The sequence below is a fragment of the Streptomyces sp. NPDC058145 genome (assembly GCF_042884245.1).
Classification (GTDB): Bacteria; Actinomycetota; Actinomycetes; order Streptomycetales; family Streptomycetaceae; genus Streptomyces.
Genome location: NZ_JBHVUH010000013.1, coordinates 110,049 through 128,420 on the forward strand (window position 1 = coordinate 110,049; position 18,372 = coordinate 128,420).

Sequence of the window (18,372 nt, forward strand, 5' to 3'; positions counted from 1 at the left end):
GCTGTATACGGCGGCCGGGGCCCCGTCGTATATCGGCCATCGCGCCGAGCAGGTCACGGAAAGGTCTCGTACGGGGTACTGACTCAGCCTCCGGGATGTGGCTAACATCACGCAAGCGCTGCGATGTTGCCGCGCGGTTACGGAGGTGCGACGTGCTGCCAGTACGGGGACGAGACGGCCGTGCCGCCAGGGCTGCGCGCATCCTGGGCACCCGCACCGCCTGGACACCCGTCGGGGACGGCGAGTTCTACTGCCCGGGCTGCGGGGGCGACCGCAACTACCAGCGGCTCTCCGGCCGCCGCCGCCTCACCCTCCTCGGCGTGCCCCTGCTGCCGCGCGGCGCCACCGGACCGGTCGTGGAGTGCGCCGCCTGCGGCCACCACTACGGCACCGAGGTCCTCGACCACCCCACCACCCGCCGCTTCTCCGCGATGCTCCGCGACGCGGTGCACACCGTCGCCCTCGCCGTCCTCGCCGCGGGCGGCACCTCCGCCCGCACGGCCCTGGAGACGGCCACCGGCACCGTCCGCGCCGCCGGCTTCCAGGAGTGCACCGAGGACCGGCTGGCCGCCCTGGTCGATGCACTCGCCGCCGACACCGGCCGGATCCTCGGCGGACCGTGCGGCGCGAGCCTCGCCATAGAGCTGCACGAGGCCCTGGATCCGCTCGCCCCGCACCTCGCCCCGGCCGGCCGCGAGTCCCTGTTCCTCGACGCCGCCCGCATCGCCCTGGCCGACGGCCCCTACACCCCCGCCGAACGCGACGCCCTCACCACCGTCGGCGCCGCCCTCACCATCTGCGCCGACGACGTCAGCAGGCTGCTGGCCGCCGCCCGGACGCCGTCCTGACACTCCTGGGGCAAGCCCGTGAGCAACGACCGGTGAGTGCGGGGAGCATGGAGCCGTGACCCCGCTGAGCCGCGCCCTCGTCGTCGCCACCGCGTTCCTCGCCCCGCTCACCGCCGTCCACCCCGCCCGGTCCGCGCCCGGCTGTGTCTCCTCGGTGCCGTACACGGCCGGAGAAGGCGGCTACGACACCTACCGCATCCCCGCGGCCGTCGTCACCGGGCGTGGCACGGTGCTGGCCTTCGCCGAGGGCCGGCACGACGGCGCCGGGGACAGCGGCGACATCGACGTCGTGCTGCGCCGCTCCGCCGACGGCGGCTGCACCTGGGGGCCGCTGACGGTGGTGGCCGCCGGGCAGGGTGACACCCGGGGGAACCCGGCACCCGTGGTCGACCCGCGCACCGGCACGGTCGTCCTCGTCACCTCGTACAACAGCGGGGCGGTGACCGAGGCGCAGATCATGCGCGGCGAGGTCACCCCCGCACAGAGCCGCCGGGTGTTCGTGCAGCGCGGCCAGGACGACGGCCGCCGCTTCACACCTCCGCGGGACATCACGGCCGCGGTGAAGCCGCCGGACTGGCGCTGGTACGCGACCGGCCCCGGCCACGCCCTGGCACTGACCCGTGGCCCGCACGCCGGACGCCTCCTCGTCCCCGCCGACCACTCCGCCGCGCCGCCGCCCGGCTCCCCCGACACCGGCCAGGAGCCCCGGTACTACGGCGCCCACGCCCTCTACAGCGACGACGGCGGCCGCACCTGGCACCTGGGCTTCGTGGACGACGGCTACGACGGCGTGACCAACGCCAACGAGACCAGCGCCGCCCAACTCCCGGACGGCCGCCTGTACTTCTCCTCCCGCGACCAGAACGGCAGCAGCCCCGGAAACCGGCTCGACGCCTGGTCGAGCGACGCGGGCGAGACCCTGGACGGCCCCTACGCCGTCCAGAGCACGCTGAACGACGTCCCGGTGGTCCAGGGCAGCGTTCTGCAACTACCGGGCGCGCAAGCCCCGTTGCTGTTCTCCGCGCCCTCAGTGCCCACGGCCCGCCGGGCGATGGCGCTGTGGCACAGCAGCGACGGCGGGCGGACCTTCGCCAGGGCACTCACCGTTTCCGACCGGCCCGCCGCCTACTCCGACCTCGTCCGGGTCGACGCGGACACGGTCGGGCTGCTGTACGAGACGGGGACGAAGGGGCCGTACGAGACGATCGAGTTCCGTCGGCTGTCGGCGCGAACCACGCGCTGACCTTCGTGGCCTGCGCCAGGAGCACGACGGAGGCGGGCCGCGATAGGAACCGCCGCGACTGCAGAGGCAGTTGGCCATCCTTTGCCCGTTGTTGAGCCGACGGACGTTGCTTGCATCAACTCGAACATGTGAGCATGGGAGATCGTTCGCTGAGTGAAATCAGCCGAACGTTTCAAGACATTGCCGGCGAGGGGGAAGGCGCTGTGGGCAGCGCTGAGTCGACAGGATCTACGGGTGTGACGGGGGCGACAGGCGAGGCCGAGGCGTATCCACCCAGGTCGGCTCTGTCGGATATCGCGGAGCATACGGTCCTGCATGCGGACCGTGTGCCGCTGCCTCCCGCTGCAGTCCAGCCGCAGTCACAGTCCGATGCGTTCGCTGTCGCAAATCAGGTCGTCTCTGAGTCTGTACGGGGAATCGAGCCCGCACTGACGGCCGCCCAGGAATCCGCAGCCGCCCAGCCGGCCGATCGGCAGGACGTGCCGCTCTCCGCGGAACAGGCCGTGCGGCTCGGGGCTCACCGTCGCCGGTTCCGCGCTCGCCTGGGTGAGTTTCGGCGGCGCCGGGTGCTCGTCCCGTACGGCGAGGACGATGCCGCTCTGACGGTGGAGACGCAGGGGGCGCGTTGGCTGCTCGCGTTCACTGACGAGGGCTCGCTCGCGCGGTATGCGCTGGCGCGCGGGGAGCGCGACCGTGCGTGGCGGTACCGCGCGGTGTGGGGTGCCGCGGTGCTGGATGCGGGCGTACCCGCAGTGGCCGGGATGGGGCTGCCGTGCGGGGTGCTGGTGGACGCGGGTGACGGGGAGCGGGGGCTGGTGTTGCCCCCGGTCGTCGGGATCGTGCCGGAGGCGGTGGCGGTGGACCGGCCGGACGGCGTAACCGGATCTCGCGTGCTTGGTCTGCCGGACACGGACACGGACACGGACACGGACTCGGACTCGGATGCCGGGACCGAACGATTGACGGGGGAGGAACGGTCATGACGACGCCGAGCGGGGGCGGACAGCAGGATCTGCAGGTGCGGGGGCTGAAGTTGATCGCGGAGGGTATCAACGCATCCCTGACCGAGCTGGATTCGCTGGGGGCGATGAAGGGCTGGGCGGGGGCGGGCCGTGGTTTCGCCGGTCTGGAGATGGACGGCATGCAGGTCGGTGACGACCAGCTGGGCGCGATGCTGCACACCTTCTGCGAGCGCTGGCAGTGGGGAGTACGCGATCTGATGCGGGAGGGCAACGCGCTGGCGGAGGCGATGGGGCTCGCGGCCGGCACCTTCCACCAGACGGACGAGTATGTGAAGGGCTCGTTGAAGGTCGCCTACAACTCCGTCGCCGGTGATCCCTTCGCCTCCAACGAGCAGGTGGAGAAGGAGAGTCTGGACCAGATCAACCATGCCGCGCTGACGACGGGCTATGGCGACAAGGACCGCGAGAACCTGACGCACTCCGTCAAAGAGACGGGCAAGAGCATGCTCTGGGACGTCGGGACGGCCGAGATGCCGGGTGACCCGGTCACCTCGTCTCTCGCGGATGGGGCCGGGGGGAACGACGGGGGCCGTGACGCCGCCCTGGAGGGGCTGCTGGGGCCGCGTCCGCAGGGCGGGGGTGAGGGCTGATGTCGTTCACCAGCAAGTTCAACAGTGTCACCGGGGCGGTGAAGTCCGGCTACGACCACGCCAAACGGGCGACGGGTCATGTCATCGACGAGGGCGCCCATGGTGTGGGGGACACGCTCGACTATGTGGGTGCGCACGGTGTGGCCGACAAGGTCGACGACTGGGGTGATGAGACCGCGTCCAAGCTGGGCGCGCACGTGGACGAGCAGCAGCTGGGTGAGACCGAGGAGCCGAAGGAGCTGATCCACGGCAGCCCGGCCAAGCTCCGTGAGACGGCGGGCCATCTGCGGAACTTCGGAAAATCCTTCGGCGCTGTCGCGACCGGCATGCGCAAGCTCGACTCCTCGGAGTTCAGGGGGGAGGCGGCCGACGCGTTCCGTAAGAAGTTCGCCACGCACCAGGTCAAGTGGCGGCAGGCCGGCGAGGCGTGCGGGCAGGCCGCCGAGGCCCTGGAGAACTTCGCGCACACGGTGGAATGGGCGCAGGCCCAGGCGCGGGAGGCGGTGGCGAAGTACCGGGAGGGTACGTCCGCCTCGGACGAGCACCGGCAGAAGGTGCAGACGTACAACCTCGCCGTCGAGCTGGGGCAGAAGGATCCTGGTCCGAAGCCGTCGGAGCAGGACCCGGGGGATGGGGCCAAGCATGCGGCCGAGCAGATCCTGTCCGACGCCCGACGGCAGCGCACCCACCTCGCCGCGGAGGCCGCCGACCGCTTGCGTGCCGCCCTGCGGGACGCTCCGCATGAGCCGTCGGCCCTGAACCAGCTCAAACTCGACGGCGCCGACGCCTGGGACGCCGCCAAGACGGAGGACATGCGGTTCTTCGGCGGCTTCATGCGCGGACTCGGTGACCTGAACAACCTGGCCCGCAACGCGAACCCGCTCGATCCGTACGCGATCACGCACCCCTACGAAGCCCTCCAGGCCAAAATGCAGCTCCTCGGTGGAGCAGTCCACTTCGTCACCCACCCCAACCAGACCGGCAATCAGCTCTGGAACTCCTTCCTTGAGGATCCCGGTGGCGTCGGAGGCGAACTCCTCCCGCAGTTCCTCATTCCGGAGGCGGGAGCCGAGTCCGCGGCCGTCGACGGGGCCAGGGTGGCCGAGGACGGTGTGAAGGGTGCGGAGGAGGCGGCAGCCGGGGAACGGGGGGCGGCGGAGGCGGGTGCCGAGGGTGAGGGCGGCGACTCCGCAGCAGAGACCGCTAGGAACAGGCCCAGCGAGCACGACACTGCCGAACCCGGCCAAAAGGTCGAAAAGGACCCGACGGATCCGGTTGATCTTACAACCGGCAAGATGTACCTGCCCCAGACCGACGTGACGCTGCCCGGCGTGCTGCCTCTGGTCTTCAAGCGGCGTGTGGAGTCGGGTTACCGCTTCGGCCGCTGGTTCGGCCCGTCCTGGTCGTCGACCATCGATCAGCGCCTGGAAGTCGACTCCGAGGGCGTCGTCTTCGTAACCGAGGACGGCATGCTCCTCGCCTACCCGCACCCGGCCCCCGGTCTGCCCACGCTGCCGAGCCATGGCCCGCGCTGGCCCCTGGACCGCGTGGACGGCGGCTACTCCGTCACAGACCCGCGAACCCGTCGCACCTGGCATTTCGCCGACCGGGGCGAGAATCTCGCCGTTGTGGAACAGGTCGACGACCGCAACGGCAACTGGCTCACCTTCGAGTACGACTCCGAGGGCACCCCCCTCGGGATCGTGTCCAGCGCAGGCCACGACGTGCGCATATCGACGGAGGCGGACCGGGTCACGGCTCTGCACCTGGCAAGCACCGGGCAGGAGTTGAAGCGCTATGGCTACACGGACGGCAACCTGACGGAGGTCATCAACTCCTCCGGCCTGCCACTGCGTTTCACGTACGACGAGGCGGGCCGTGTGGTCTCGTGGACGGACACGAACGATCGCGGCTACACCTACACGTACGACGACCAGGATCGCTGCATAGCCGAGGGTGGCACGCACGGCCACATGACCCTGCGTCTGTCCTACGACGAGATCGACCCCGAGACCGGTCTGCGCGTAACCACCGCGACCACCGCCGAGGGCCACACCCGCCGCTACTTGATCGGCGACGACTGCCAGGTGGTCGCAGAGATCGACCCACTCGGCGCGGTGACCCGGTTCGAACACGACCGCTATCGCCGTCTCCTCGCCCATACCGACCCCCTGGGCCATCGGACCGCTTTCCACTACGACGAGTCCGGCAACCCCACAGCGGTCACACGCCCGGACGGCCGTGAGTCACGAGCTGAGTACAACGAACTCTGCCTCCCAGTGAAGGTGGTCAACCCCGACGGCTCGGTGGTCCGTCAGACCTACGACGAGCGCGGCAACCGCACGGCGGTGACGGACCCGGCGGGCCGGACGACCCACTTCACGTACACCGAGGCCGGCCATCTGACCTCTGTGACCAATCCCCTGGGCAGCACGACGACGATCGTGTGTGATCGCGCGGGCCTTCCGGTCGAGGTCACGGACGCGCTGGGTGCCACGACCCGCTACGCACGTGACGCGATGGGCCGCCCGACCGCAGTCACGGACCCCACAGGTGCCACAACGCGTCTCGAATGGACGGTCGAGGGCCATCTGACCCGCCGCACGGCGCCCGACGGCACGACGGAGACGTGGGCGTACGACGGTGAGGGCAACTGCACGAGCCACACCGATCCGTTGGGCGGCGTCTCCCGTTTCGAGTACACCCACTTCGACCTGCTGACGGCGCGCACCGGCCCGGACGGGGTGCGTTACGAGTTCGCCCACGACATGGAACTGCGGCTGACGAAGGTCACGAACCCGCAGGGCCTGACCTGGACGTACGAGTACGACCCGGCGGGCCGCCTGCTCACCGAGACCGACTTCGACGACCGCACGCTTGCGTACACCTACGACCCCGCCGGCCGCCTCACCGCACGCAGAAACACTCTCGGCGAGACGCTGACCTTCGAACGCAATGACCTCGGCCAGGTACTCCGCAAGGACGCGGCCGGCCAGGTCACGACCTACGCCTACGACTTCACCGACCGACTCGCCCAGGCGACAGGCCCGGACGGCACGACACTCACGCTGCTGCGCGATCGCTACGGCCGCCTGCACTCCGAGACGGTCAACGACCGCATCCTGACGTACACGTACGACGCCCTCGGTCGCCGTGCCGGCCGCACGACCCCGACCGGTGCCACGACGACCTGGTCGTACGATGCCGCGGGCCGCCGCACCGGCATGGTGGCCGCCTCGGGCCATGCCATCGACTTCACCTACGACGAGGCAGGCCGCGAACTGTCCCGCCACATCGGCGGGACGATCACCCTTGACCACACCTTCGACCCCCTGGGCCGCCTGACGACCCAGTCGGTGACCGGCGTCGGGGACCGAACGGTGCAGCACCGGACGTACTCCTACCGGGCCGACGGCAACCTGATCGGCATCGACGACCACCTGTCCGGCTCCCGCCGCTTCGACCTGGACGCGGCAGGCCGGGTGACGGCGGTGCACGCGGCCGGCTGGACGGAACGGTACGCCTACGACGAGGCGGGCAACCAGACCCAGGCCGAGTGGCCGACCGGCCACCCGGGCGGCGAGGCGACGGGCTCGCGCACGTACGTGGGCACCCGCATCACCAGGGCGGGCAACGTCCGCTACGAACACGACGCGCTGGGCCGCATCACCCTCCGCCAGAAGACCCGCCTGTCCCGCAAACCGGACACCTGGCGCTACGAATGGGACCCCGAGGACCGCCTCACAGCGGTGACCACCCCGGACGGCACCCGCTGGCGCTACACCTACGACCCCCTGGGCCGCCGCACAGCGAAACTCCGCCTGGCCCAGGACGGCGAAACGGTGCTGGAAAGGGTGGACTTCACCTGGGACGGCACCACGCTGTGCGAGCAGACCACCACGTCCGAGGACCTCCCCAACCCGGTCACCCTCACCTGGGACCACCACGGCCTGCGCCCCCTCGCCCAGACCGAACGCATCACAGCGGCCGACGCCACCCAGGACGAGATCGACTCCCGCTTCTTCGCCATAGTCACCGACCTGGTCGGCACCCCCAGCGAACTCATCGACGAAACCGGCAACATCGCCTGGCGCACCCGAAGCACCCTATGGGGCACAACAGCATGGGCAGCCAACAGCACCGCCTACACACCTCTACGCTTCCCAGGCCAGTACTACGACCCGGAAACCGGCCTCCACTACAACTACTTCCGCCACTACGACTCTGAAACCGCTCGATACCTCACTCCTGATCCGCTTGGTCTGGCCCCTGCCCCGAACCCAACTGCGTACGTCCACAACCCCAATGTCGGGGCAGATCCACTGGGTCTGGCCCCGGACTACCCGGCAAAGGCAGGCCGGACGCTCGATGAAGCAAAAACTAAGGCATTGCGCGAAGCGGGAATTCCTGAAGGTGCCGAGCCCATAGATGTGAACAACTTTGTCTCGGCGCGGGGGCCAGAATGGCAAGGTTCTCCGCAACTCATGACGGAGGATCATCAGCCCATCTTTTATACTGAGGAGGTTTACGAGCACCCCAATGGAGAGGACCTTATAGTGTTCCAGGACCACTGGTTCGGGCATCAGAAGCCAGGCGAGCCTGGTTACCAACCGTCGCACGTTCACGTGCGACCGTTCGAGGATACTCGGAATGGACAGGTTCCCGGATGTGAGGAGCACTACTATTATGACCGTTGATGAATTCCTGCTGAATTCTGATGCGCTCCGAGGGATCTATGGTCATGTGCCAAGAATCGGAGAGGCCATCAGGGTCCGCTCATTCAATATCAACTGGCGTGGCCCCACCTTGATCATTCGCGCCGACCTGCCGGAGTTTCCTGAAGCGCCCCCGCAGGAATGGCAGGCTGCAGGGTTGGATACGGTGCAGTGTCACTTGCAATTTTTGGCGGTCGAGGATCTCTCGATTCGGGAGTGGCATCCGCCTGCGGTCTGTCGTGTGACGGCGGTCCACGGAGAAGAAGTGAAGCGTCTTCATATTGGCTTTCATGGCGACGGGTTGGAACTCGAATTCCGCTGCAGTGATTCGGTTCTCGTAGGCCATATAAGCGCTTTCAGGGCCGGTGTGGACGGGTCTGACGTCGGTCCGCATTCGTTTGTGAGTCGAATTGATACTCGTCGGCACGTTTCCCTGCCCGAGACTTGGGAGAGGACCTACTATGGCCGCATCTGAGTGGCAGCGGCTCGTGGGGGATCCATCGGTGCTGGGTGGGCTTTACGAGGGCCACTCGCCCGCTCTCGATGACTGTGAGCTTTTCTACGTTCACGCTGATGAGCGCGATAATTCCGTGACCGTAGGGTTCGATACAATGAGGCTGCCTTCATGCCCCAGATTGGAATGGAGCGAGGTGGCCTACAACAGATTCGAGTTCTATCTGTTGTTTTCCGGCGTGACGGACTTCCAGGTCAACGGATGGGGTATGCGAGAAGCCCGGGAGGTCGATTTCGTGACTGTGCCCGGGGAAGCGATCAAAGTTTCCTTGGGTGGCACAGGGTCGGGCGTTCATTTCGTGGCTTCGTCGATGCGATTGGCGCGTACCCGCGTATACCTGGCTTCTGACGTTCCATGAGAATTCGCCCTGGAGCCCATCACGTCCACCCCTCCCTACAGCAGCCTCGCCGCCGCCAGCAACTTGCCCACCCGGGCCACCTCGTCCCCCGACAGCGGCACCTGGGGCTCGGCCGTCGCCGGGCAGGCGATGACTCCCCGTAGGTGCAGGGCCGCCTTGAAGGCGCCCAGGGCCGAGGAGCTGCCGCCCATGCGCGCCGGATCACCCACCCCGACGATGCCGAACAGCGCGCACAGCCGTTCCTGTTCGGCTCGTGCGCCCTCCCAGTCGCCCGCCCGGCACAGGCGGTACAGCCGGACGTACCCGTGCGGGTCGACGTTGGCCAGCCCCGGCACCGCCCCGTCGGCACCCAGCGCCAGCGCGGAGTCCGCGATGAGCTCGGAGCCGGTCAGCACGCTGAACCCGGCGGTGGCGCGGGCACCGGTGACGACTTCCCGGAACGCGGCCAGGTCCCCGCTGGAGTCCTTCAGCCCGGCCAGCACCCCGTCGGCGGCCAGGCCCAGCACCAGCTCGGCGGGGAGCTTGGTGTGCACGGCGACGGGGATGTCGTAGGCGATCACCGGGACCGGGCTGGCGGCGGCGATCCGGCGGTAGTGGTGGACGATCTCGGCGGGGTGGGTGCGGGCGTAGAAGGGGGCGGTGACGACGACGGCCTCCGCCCCCGCCGCGCAGACCGCCCGAACGTGCTCCAGGACGCGCGGGGTGGTCATGTCGATGGCCCCGGCGAGCACGGGCAGCTGTCCGCCGGCGTGGCCGGCGACGGCCTCCACGACCTGCCGGCGCTGCCGGTCCGTCAGGAACGCCGCCTCCGATGTCGACCCGAGCACGAACAGCCCGTGCACCCCGCCCGCCACCAGATGGTCGACCAGCCGCAGCAGCGAAGGCACGTCGACCTCGCGCTCCGGTGTCAGGGGGGTGCAGACGGGCGGGACGACACCGGTGAGCGGGGCGGGGAAGGTCATTCACGGCTCCTGGCGGACTGGGTCGCGGATCGGCTGGTCCTCCTGCACAGGATGGTGGCAGCGGTAGCGGTGTCCGGGCCGCGACGCGGCCGAGAACTCCGGCATCTCCCGCGCGCACAGCTCGTCGGCCTTCCAGCAGCGGGTGCGGAAGGGGCAGCCGCTCGGCGGCCGGGTCGCCGACGGCACCGGGCCGGTCAGCGGGATCGGGTCGACGGGGTCCAGCAGGCCGGGCGTGGAGGAGAACAGGGCGCGGGTGTAGGGGTGGCGGACGGCGCCGGTGCCCCGGCCGGCCGGGGTCTCCTCCACGATCCGGCCGAGGTACATGGTGATCACCCGGTCGCTCATCCGCCGCACCGTCTGGATGTCGTGCGAGACGAACACCAGGGCCAGCCCGAGGCGTTCCCGCAGGTCCAGCAGCAGGTTGAGGATCTGCGCGCGGACCGAGACGTCCAGCGCGCTGGTCGGCTCGTCGGCGACGACGAGGGCGGGGTCGAGGGCGAGCGCCCGGGCGATGGCGACCCGCTGGCGCTGTCCGCCGGACAGCTGCCCGGGCAGGGCGTCGGCGAGGGCCCGGGGGAGGCCCACCAGGGCCATCAGCTCCGCGACGCGCTCCTCCCGTTCCGCCCTGGTGCCGCGCGCGTGGACGTCCAGCGGATCGCGCAGCACCCTGCGCACCGTCAGCCGGCGGTTCAGGGCCGTCGAGGGGTCCTGGAAGATCATGCCGGTGCCCGCCCCGGCCGTGGCCCGGCGTTCGGCGGGCGGCATCGACCACAGGTCGCGGCCCCGGAACGACACCGACCCGGAGACCGGCCGCTCGATGCCCACCAGCACCTTCGCCAGCGTCGACTTCCCGCACCCCGACTCGCCGACCACGCCGACCGTCTCACCGGGCGCGACGGTGAGATCGGCGCCGGTCAGGGCGTACACCCGGTCGCGGGTGAACAAGCCTCCGGTGCGGGCCCGGTGGACGACATGGGCGTCCCGCACCTCCACGACAGCGGTCACGGCCGCGCCTCCCGCGTCGACGTGTGGCAGATCTCGGTCGCCAGTGGGCAGGGGTCGGCGAGGCGGCAGCCCGCCGATGCCGGTACGACGCCCTGTGGTGCGTCCCGCACTCCCACGACAGCGGTCACAGCGGGGGTCTCCTCCGTGGGCGTGCGGCAGATCTCGGTCACCGGTGGGCAGGGACCGGCCGGGCAGCGGCCCGCCCATGCCGGCACGACGCCCTGTGGTGCGTCCCGCACCTCCACGACAGCGCTCACCGCAGGGCCTCCTCGCTCTCCGCCGACGTCAGCGCCACGGCCGGGTGATGGCAGGCGGCCGTGTGCGTGGCCGTGCCGGTGAGGACCGGCACCGTGGTGTGGCACACCCCGGTGGCCCGCGGGCAGCGGTCGGCGAAGCGGCAGCCCGCCGGGAAGCCGGCCGGTGCCGGTACGACGCCCTTGATCTGTGTCAGCCGTTCCGCGGCCGACTCCAGCGAGAGCACGCTGCCGAGCAGGCCGCGCGTGTAGTGGTGGGCCGGTGCCGCCACCAGGTCGGCGGTCACGCCCGTCTCCACGATCCGCCCGCCGTACATCACCGCCACCCGGTCGGTGACGTCGGCGATCAGCGCCAGGTCGTGCGAGACCAGGACCAGCGCGAAGCCCAGCTCCTCGCGCAGCCGCAGCAGCAGCTCCATCACCTGGGCCTGCACGGTGACGTCCAGGGCGGTCGTCGGCTCGTCGGCGACGATCAGGGCGGGGTCGCGGGAGAGGGCCATGGCGATCAGGACGCGCTGGCGCTGGCCGCCGGAGAGTTCGTGCGGATAGCTGCGCAGGGTGCGGCCGGGTTCGAGGCCGACCAGCGACAGCAGCTCCTGCGGGGTGCGGCGGCCGCCGCGCCGGACGAGCTGCCTGAGCTGGGCGCGGACGGTCATCGCCGGGTTCAGCGAGGACAGGGCGTCCTGGTAGACCATCGCCATCTCGTGGCCGAGCAGCCGGCGCCGTACCCGGGCTGGCTCGGCGAGCAGGTCGCGCTGCCGGAAGCGGATCTGCCCGCGCACCCGGGCCCCCCGGGGCTGGAGCCCCATCACGGTGAGCGCGGTCAGCGACTTGCCGCAGCCCGACTCGCCCACCAGACCCAGCACTTCGCCGGCGTGCACCTCGAAGCCGACCCCATCCACGATGTCCACGCCCCGGTGCCGGCCGGGGAAGCCGACGGCGAGGTTCTCCACCGCGAGCACCGGCGGCCCGGGCGCGGGCCGGGGCCGGGCCCGGGAACGCAGCCGCCGCGCGGCCTCGGCCAGGCCGGGCAGCGGCTGCACCTCGCCGGTGCCGGGCTCCGGCGCCTCCAGACGGTCCTCCGCCGCCTCCAGACGGTTCTCGGGTGCCTCCAGACGGTCCTCCGGTGCCCCCAGGCGGTCCTCGGGCGCCGTGACCTCCCTGGCCGCCGGGGCCGCCCAGGCGTCGGACACGCCCTCGGAGAGGATGTTCAGCGACAGCACGGTCAGCAGGATCAGCAGACCGGGGAAGACGGTCGCCCACCAGCCGCCGGTCAGCACCATGTTCTTGCCGTCGGCGATGACACTGCCCCAGGACGGGTCAGGGGGCCTTACACCGGCGCCGATGAAGGACAGCGACGCCTCGAAGACGATGGCCTCGGCGACCTGGACCGTGCAGAACACGAGCACCGGAGCGGCACAGTTGACGGCCACGTGGCGCAGCACGATGTGCGGGGTGCGGGCGCCGAGCACGCGTTCGGCGGTGACATAGTCCTCGCCGTACTGGTCGAGCACATTGGCCCGCACCACCCGCGCCACCGGCGGGGTGAAGAGGAACGCGATCGCGCAGATCAGCACGCCGATCCCGCCGCCGAACACGGCGACCAGCACGGCGGCGAGCGCGATCCCGGGGAACGCCATCACCACGTCGAGGCAGCGCATCAGCGTCTCGTCCACGGCCTTGCGGGAGGTGGCCGCCACCGCGCCGGTGACCGCCCCCGCGACCAGCGCGAGCGCGGTCGCGCCCAGCCCGATCGCGAGGGACCAGCGGGCGCCGTACATCAGCCGGCTGAGGACGTCCCGGCCGAGGCTGTCCTGGCCCATCCAGTGCGCGGCGGACGGGTGGCCGGTGCCGCCGGCCGGGTCGAGCTGGTCCAGCGGGTCGTCCGGGGCGAGCACCGGGGCGAGCGCGGCGAGCAGGACGACCAGGACCAGGAAGCAGACGGCCGCCTTCGACGGCGGTGGCAGCCGGCGCCATCCCCGGAGCCGGAGGCCGGGCCGGGAGAGCCGCTCGGCGAGGTGTGCGCGCGTGACCATCAGGCCGCCCTCAGACGCGGGTTGACGAGCAGATAGAGGATGTCGATGACGAGGTTGACGACGACGAACCCGGTGGCCGTGGTCAGTACGGCCCCCTGGACGACGGCCGGGTCGCCGTTGCGCACGGCGTCGATCATCAGCTTGCCCATGCCGGGCAGCGAGAAGATCGTCTCGATGACGACCGCGCCGCCGAGCAGATAGCCGACGCGCAGCCCCAGCACGGTGAGGGGGTTGACGAGGGCGTTGCGCAGCACGTTCCTCCCGACGACCACCCGGGGCGGCAGCCCGCTGCCGATCGCGGTGCGCACGTAGTCCTTGTCCAGCTCCTCCACCACCGAGGTCCGCACGATCCGGGTGAGCTGTGCGGCCACCGGCAGGGAGAGCGCGAAGGCGGGCAGGGCCATGGTCCTCAGCCAGCCGGTGAGCGAGTCGGCCGGGTTGACGTAGCCGCCGGTCGGGAACCAGCCCCGGTCCACGGCCAGGTACTGGATCATCAGCAGCGCCAGCCAGAAGCCGGGTGCGGCGACCCCGACCAGCGAGACGACCCGGATGACCTGGTCCGGCAGCCGGTCCCGGTACACGGCCGCCGTGACGCCGGCCGCCAGCGCCAGCACCACCGCGATGCCGAGGCCGAGGAAGGCGAGCTGGAGGGTGAGCGGCAGCGCGGTGGTCACCTGGTCGGCGACCGGGGCGCGGGTCAGGGCGCTGGTGCCGAGGTCGCCGTGGAGCAGGTCGCCGACGAAGTGGACGTACCGCACCGGGAGCGGGTCCAGCAGGCCGTTGCGTTCACGGAAGTCGTGCAGTTGCCGCGGGGTCGGGTTCGCGCCCTGGAAGAACGCCGAGGCCGGGTCGGCGTCGGAGAACCGCATCACCAGGAACACGAACAGCACGATCCCGAGCAGCAGCGGTACGAGCAGGGCGACGCGGCGGAGCAGGATCCGGACGACGGCCGTCATGCCGTCAGACCCACCGGGCCCGCAGGAGGTTGACACCGGGGTAGGGCTGCGGCCTTATCCCGGTGAGGCGGCGCGGGTCCCAGGCGGTCATCAGCTCGTTGTGGACGACCGGGTAGAGCACGGCCTGTTCGGCGACGACGTCGATGTAGTCCTGGATCATCGTCTTCTTCCGTGCCGGGTCCGGCTCCCGGGTCGCCCGGTCCATGTCCCGGAACAACTGCCTGGCGACGGGGTGGCCGGCCCACCGGGTGTACCGCATCCACAGGTTCTCGGGGCCGTAGTTGTAGTGCATGATCAGGTCGGCGTCGAGCCCGAACTGATTGGGGTTGGAGGCCGCGGCCACCACCTGGTAGTCCCGTTTCTGGTCCATCTTGGTGAACACGGCGGTGGTCTCCTGCGGGGCGAGGGTCGTCCGCACGCCGACGGCGTCCCAGGACGCCTTGATGGTCGGCAGGCAGTCCACGATCCAGCTCACGTTGACCGCGAGGATCTCGATCTCCAGGTCCTCGGCCCCGGCGGCCTTCAGCAGCGCTCTGGCCTTCGCGGGGTCGTGGTCGTAGACGGTTCCGGCCCGCCGGTAGCCGGGGTTGCCCTCGTCGAGGAACGACGTCGACGGCCTGCCGTGCCCCTTCAGCGCGACCCGCACCATCTTCTCGGTGTCGATGGCGTAGTGCAGCGCCTGCCGGACGCGCGCGTCGTCGAAGGGCTTGTGCCGGGTGTTGAACATCAGGAACAGGTTGTTCATCCCGGACCCGCCCGCGACCTTCAGGCCGCCCTGTTCCAGGCGCGGGATGTTGGCGTAGGGGATGTTGTCGGCGATCTGCGCGCCCGCGCCGGTCCCGGAGATCTTCGCCACGCGGGGCGCGGCGTCGACGATCGTCAGCCAGTTCATCCGCCTGAACGCCGGCCTGCGGGGGCCGTTGTAGGCGTCGTACGCCTCGAAGGTGGTGTTCGACTTCGGGTGGTGCGCGGTCTGCCGGTACGGTCCGGAGCCCACCGCGAGCCCCTTGATCGCGTCGTCCCAGGCGCCGGGCCGGGAGAACACGTGCTTCGGCATGATCTTGGCGAGGGTGAGCCGGGCGAGCCCGTCCGGGAAGGGGAACCTCAGGACCAGCTCGACGGTCCGGGCGTCCACCTTCCGCACCTCCTTCAGCCAGCTCGCGAAGAAGCCCTTGGCGAGGCTCTGGGTGTGCGGGTCGAGGATCCGGTCGTAGACGAAGACGACGTCGTCGGCGGTGACGGGCCTGCCGTCGTGGAAGGTCGCCCCGGTGCGCAGGGTGAACCGCCAGGCCGTGGCGCCGGGGTCGGTCGGCACCGCGGTGGCGAGCGCCGGGTACGGCACCCGGGAGATCGGGTCGGTGTCGAGCAGCCCCTCGTAGATGTGGTTGTTCGCGGCCATGCAGAACGCGGACGCCGTCTGTGTCGGATCCCAGCTGCCGTCGTTGCCGTACCCGATCACCACGGTCAGGGTGCGGTCCTTGCCGGCGCCCCCGCCTCCGGTGTCGTTCGTCGACTCCGGTCCGGCGGAGCAGCCCACCAGCGCCGGCGGCAGGGCGGCGGCCGCGCCGAGCGCCCCGGTGTACGTCAGGAACGACCGGCGGCGCGGGGCCGGCACGTCGGGGGTCACGTCGTCGCGCACGGTTCCTCCAGCAGGGTCGGGAGGTCGGGGCAAGGCGGGGAGAGGGGGGAGATGGGACGTTCTACGTCCGATTCGTCAGCGCGACCATAGGAGGGCCCACAGGGGCGGTCAAGGGATCGCACACGAATGGCCCAGCCGTTGGCCCAGCCGCCACAGGTCGCGCCAATGGCGGCCAAACGGCAGCGCTGGGCGCGGAGTTGACGCGGCTCGGCAGGCGGCGCCGCGGGCAGACTCCGGCCGAGTGTAGACACGCTGGGCCACCAGGGGCATGCGAAGCGTGAAATTGCCAGAGGCAGGGGAGCCACCGGAGGTGGACGCGATGAATCTCCCCGTCGGCTCGTGTGCCGTCGACACCCGTACCGGACGCCTCGGCGTCGTCATGGGGCACGAGGGGCCGTACGTACAGCTGCGGCCCTACGGCGGCGGCCGGGAGTGGGACTGCGACCCGCGGGCCGTACGGGTGGCCACCCACGCCGAACGGCTCCACGCCGAGACGGCCTACGGCAGCGCCCGCACGGCCGGACACGGGGAACCGGTGGCCTGAAGAACCGCCCGCGGGCCCGGCGGCCCGTGCGGGCGGGCAGAATGGAGCCATGAGTCTGTTCCGCGACGACGGCATCGTCCTGCGGACCCAGAAGCTCGGCGAAGCGGATCGCATCATCACGCTGCTCACCCGCGGGCACGGCCGGGTACGGGCCGTGGCCAGGGGTGTGCGTCGGACGAAGTCGAAGTTCGGGGCCCGGCTGGAGCCGTTCTCCCATGTCGACGTGCAGTTCTTCGCGCGGGGCAGTGAGCTGGTCGGACGCGGGCTGCCGCTGTGCACGCAGAGCGAGACCATCGCCCCGTACGGCGGCGCGATCGTGGCCGACTACGCCCGTTACACCGCGGGCACCGCCATGCTGGAGACCGCCGAGCGGTTCACCGACCACGAGGGCGAGCCGGCCGTCCAGCAGTACCTCCTGCTCGTCGGCGGGCTGCGCACCCTCGCCCGCGGCGAGCACGCCCCGCACCTCGTCCTCGACGCCTTCCTGCTGCGCTCGCTCGCCGTCAACGGCTACGCGCCCAGCTTCGGCGACTGCGCGAAGTGCGGGATGCCCGGCCCGAACCGGTTCTTCTCGGTCGCCTCCGGCGGCTCGGTCTGCGTCGACTGCCGGGTACCGGGCAGTGTCGTGCCCTCCCCGCAGACCCTGGTGCTGCTGGGCGCGCTGCTTACGGGAGACTGGCAGACGGCGGACGCGTGCGAGGCGCGGTACGTCCGGGAGGGCAGCGGGCTGGTGTCCGCCTATCTGCACTGGCATCTGGAGCGCGGGCTGCGCTCGCTCCGGTATGTCGAGAAGTAAGCGCGAGAAGAGCCAGAGAGCTAGAGGGAGTCGAGGAGCACATGGTGGTACGCGGGATCCTGGGAAGCCGGCGCCGCGAGTACAGGGCGCCCGAGCCGCACCCGTCCGGTGCCCGCGCGCCGAAGCTCCCGGCCGAGCTGGTACCGAACCACGTGGCGATCGTCATGGACGGCAACGGCCGCTGGGCGAAGGAGCGGGGGCTGCCCCGCACCGAGGGGCACAAGGTCGGCGCCGAGCGGGTGCTGGACGTGCTGCAGGGCTCGATCGAGATCGGCGTCCGCAACATCTCCCTGTACGCCTTCTCCACCGAGAACTGGAAGCGCTCGCCCGACGAGGTCCGCTTCCTGATGAACTTCAACCGCGACTTCATCCGCCGGACCCGCGACCAGCTCGACGCGCTGGGCATCCGGGTGCGCTGGGTGGGCCGTATGCCCAAACTGTGGAGGTCGGTGGCCAAGGAGCTCCAGATCGCCCAGGAGCAGACCAAGGACAACAACCTGCTCACCCTGTACTTCTGCATGAACTACGGCGGCCGGGCCGAGATCGCCGATGCGGCGCAGCGGCTCGCCGAGGACGTGAAGGCGGGCCGGCTCGACCCGTCCAAGGTCAACGAGAAGACCGTCCAGAAGTACCTGTACTACCCGGACATGCCGGACGTCGACCTCTTCCTGCGCCCCAGCGGTGAGCAGCGCACCTCCAACTACCTGCTCTGGCAGAGCGCCTACGCGGAGATGGTCTTCCAGGACGTGCTGTGGCCCGACTTCGACCGCCGCGACCTGTGGCGGGCCTGCATCGAGTTCGCCTCCCGCGACCGCCGTTTCGGCGGCGCGATCCCCAACGAGGAGCTCGCCGCGATGGAAGGCCGCACCGAGGAGGACTGATCTCCGCCC

At 70.5% G+C, this 18,372-nt stretch carries 16 protein-coding genes; 10 read left to right on the forward strand and 6 right to left on the reverse strand.

Going from position 1 to position 18,372, the window contains the following annotated elements; all coding sequences use genetic code 11:
• Window positions 1-152 precede the first annotated feature (152 nt).
• The 7 genes from ACFVVO_RS28020 to ACFVVO_RS28050 all read left to right on the forward strand — a co-directional run bounded on the left by ACFVVO_RS28020 (window position 153) and on the right by ACFVVO_RS28050 (window position 9,290).
• Entirely contained in the window at window positions 153-848 is a 696-nt protein-coding gene (locus ACFVVO_RS28020; RefSeq protein WP_390058468.1) for a TerB family tellurite resistance protein, read from the forward strand.
• A 55-nt stretch (window positions 849-903) separates the two neighbouring features.
• On the forward strand, window positions 904-2,091 hold the full coding sequence (locus ACFVVO_RS28025) for an exo-alpha-sialidase (RefSeq protein WP_390058470.1): 1,188 nt from the start codon (window positions 904-906) through the stop codon (window positions 2,089-2,091).
• Window positions 2,092-2,225: 134 nt separating this feature from the next.
• Window positions 2,226-3,074 (forward strand): hypothetical protein, encoded by an 849-nt coding sequence (locus tag ACFVVO_RS28030; protein WP_390058472.1) that lies wholly within the window; start codon window positions 2,226-2,228, stop codon window positions 3,072-3,074.
• Complete coding sequence (locus ACFVVO_RS28035) at window positions 3,071-3,703, forward strand: hypothetical protein (protein WP_390058474.1); 633 nt, start codon at window positions 3,071-3,073, stop codon at window positions 3,701-3,703. Before ACFVVO_RS28030 ends, ACFVVO_RS28035 begins: the two co-directional genes overlap by 4 nt.
• The gene (locus ACFVVO_RS28040; RefSeq protein ID WP_390058476.1) at window positions 3,703-8,400 is read left to right on the forward strand and encodes a putative T7SS-secreted protein; all 4,698 of its coding nucleotides are present in this window, start codon (window positions 3,703-3,705) and stop codon (window positions 8,398-8,400) included. Before ACFVVO_RS28035 ends, ACFVVO_RS28040 begins: the two co-directional genes overlap by 1 nt.
• The gene (locus ACFVVO_RS28045; protein WP_390058478.1) at window positions 8,390-8,893 is read left to right on the forward strand and encodes an Imm50 family immunity protein; all 504 of its coding nucleotides are present in this window, start codon (window positions 8,390-8,392) and stop codon (window positions 8,891-8,893) included. The genes ACFVVO_RS28040 and ACFVVO_RS28045 overlap by 11 nt, the downstream gene beginning before the upstream one ends.
• On the forward strand, window positions 8,880-9,290 hold the full coding sequence (locus ACFVVO_RS28050; RefSeq protein ID WP_390058480.1) for an Imm50 family immunity protein: 411 nt from the start codon (window positions 8,880-8,882) through the stop codon (window positions 9,288-9,290). The genes ACFVVO_RS28045 and ACFVVO_RS28050 overlap by 14 nt, the downstream gene beginning before the upstream one ends.
• A gap of 35 nt (window positions 9,291-9,325) precedes the next feature.
• Here ACFVVO_RS28050 and ACFVVO_RS28055 read toward each other — a convergent pair whose 3' ends face one another.
• From ACFVVO_RS28055 to ACFVVO_RS28080, 6 genes are read right to left on the reverse strand one after another with little or no spacing between them, the layout of a single operon-like run.
• Window positions 9,326-10,252 (reverse strand): dihydrodipicolinate synthase family protein, encoded by a 927-nt coding sequence (locus tag ACFVVO_RS28055; protein ID WP_390058482.1) that lies wholly within the window; start codon window positions 10,250-10,252, stop codon window positions 9,326-9,328.
• Window positions 10,253-11,257 (reverse strand): oligopeptide/dipeptide ABC transporter ATP-binding protein, encoded by a 1,005-nt coding sequence (locus ACFVVO_RS28060; RefSeq protein WP_390058484.1) that lies wholly within the window; start codon window positions 11,255-11,257, stop codon window positions 10,253-10,255. It lies immediately after the preceding gene.
• Complete coding sequence (locus ACFVVO_RS28065; protein ID WP_390058486.1) at window positions 11,254-11,514, reverse strand: hypothetical protein; 261 nt, start codon at window positions 11,512-11,514, stop codon at window positions 11,254-11,256. Before ACFVVO_RS28065 ends, ACFVVO_RS28060 begins: the two co-directional genes overlap by 4 nt.
• On the reverse strand, window positions 11,511-13,547 hold the full coding sequence (locus tag ACFVVO_RS28070; RefSeq protein WP_390058488.1) for a dipeptide/oligopeptide/nickel ABC transporter permease/ATP-binding protein: 2,037 nt from the start codon (window positions 13,545-13,547) through the stop codon (window positions 11,511-11,513). The genes ACFVVO_RS28065 and ACFVVO_RS28070 overlap by 4 nt, the downstream gene beginning before the upstream one ends.
• Complete coding sequence (locus ACFVVO_RS28075) at window positions 13,547-14,503, reverse strand: ABC transporter permease (protein ID WP_390058490.1); 957 nt, start codon at window positions 14,501-14,503, stop codon at window positions 13,547-13,549. Before ACFVVO_RS28075 ends, ACFVVO_RS28070 begins: the two co-directional genes overlap by 1 nt.
• 4 nt (window positions 14,504-14,507) lie before the next feature.
• A complete protein-coding gene (locus ACFVVO_RS28080; RefSeq protein ID WP_390058492.1) occupies window positions 14,508-16,142 on the reverse strand; it encodes an ABC transporter substrate-binding protein in 1,635 nt (544 codons plus the stop codon).
• Between the two features lie 319 nt (window positions 16,143-16,461).
• On the opposite strand from ACFVVO_RS28080, the gene ACFVVO_RS28085 reads away from it, so the two are divergent.
• The 3 genes from ACFVVO_RS28085 to ACFVVO_RS28095 are packed head-to-tail and all read left to right on the forward strand — an operon-like array spanning window position 16,462 to window position 18,363.
• Window positions 16,462-16,686, forward strand: a complete 225-nt coding sequence (locus ACFVVO_RS28085) for a hypothetical protein (protein ID WP_390058493.1) — start codon at window positions 16,462-16,464, stop codon at window positions 16,684-16,686.
• Between the two features lie 49 nt (window positions 16,687-16,735).
• A complete protein-coding gene (recO, locus tag ACFVVO_RS28090) occupies window positions 16,736-17,482 on the forward strand; it encodes a DNA repair protein RecO (RefSeq protein WP_390058495.1) in 747 nt (248 codons plus the stop codon).
• Window positions 17,483-17,523: 41 nt separating this feature from the next.
• Window positions 17,524-18,363: an isoprenyl transferase gene (locus tag ACFVVO_RS28095; protein ID WP_390058497.1), complete on the forward strand. Its 840-nt coding sequence runs from the start codon at window positions 17,524-17,526 to the stop codon at window positions 18,361-18,363.
• Window positions 18,364-18,372: the final 9 nt, after the last annotated feature.

Coding starts and splice junctions, on each gene's coding strand:
- ACFVVO_RS28035 (WP_390058474.1), top strand. CDS start 3,071: ATGACGACGCCGAGCGGGGGCGGACAGCAGGATCTGCAGGTGCGGGGG.
- ACFVVO_RS28030 (WP_390058472.1), top strand. CDS start 2,226: ATGGGAGATCGTTCGCTGAGTGAAATCAGCCGAACGTTTCAAGACATT.
- ACFVVO_RS28070 (WP_390058488.1), bottom strand. CDS start 13,547: ATGGTCACGCGCGCACACCTCGCCGAGCGGCTCTCCCGGCCCGGCCTC.
- ACFVVO_RS28095 (WP_390058497.1), top strand. CDS start 17,524: ATGGTGGTACGCGGGATCCTGGGAAGCCGGCGCCGCGAGTACAGGGCG.
- ACFVVO_RS28055 (WP_390058482.1), bottom strand. CDS start 10,252: ATGACCTTCCCCGCCCCGCTCACCGGTGTCGTCCCGCCCGTCTGCACC.
- ACFVVO_RS28040 (WP_390058476.1), top strand. CDS start 3,703: ATGTCGTTCACCAGCAAGTTCAACAGTGTCACCGGGGCGGTGAAGTCC.
- ACFVVO_RS28085 (WP_390058493.1), top strand. CDS start 16,462: ATGAATCTCCCCGTCGGCTCGTGTGCCGTCGACACCCGTACCGGACGC.
- ACFVVO_RS28075 (WP_390058490.1), bottom strand. CDS start 14,503: ATGACGGCCGTCGTCCGGATCCTGCTCCGCCGCGTCGCCCTGCTCGTA.
- recO (WP_390058495.1), top strand. CDS start 16,736: ATGAGTCTGTTCCGCGACGACGGCATCGTCCTGCGGACCCAGAAGCTC.
- ACFVVO_RS28050 (WP_390058480.1), top strand. CDS start 8,880: ATGGCCGCATCTGAGTGGCAGCGGCTCGTGGGGGATCCATCGGTGCTG.
- ACFVVO_RS28045 (WP_390058478.1), top strand. CDS start 8,390: ATGACCGTTGATGAATTCCTGCTGAATTCTGATGCGCTCCGAGGGATC.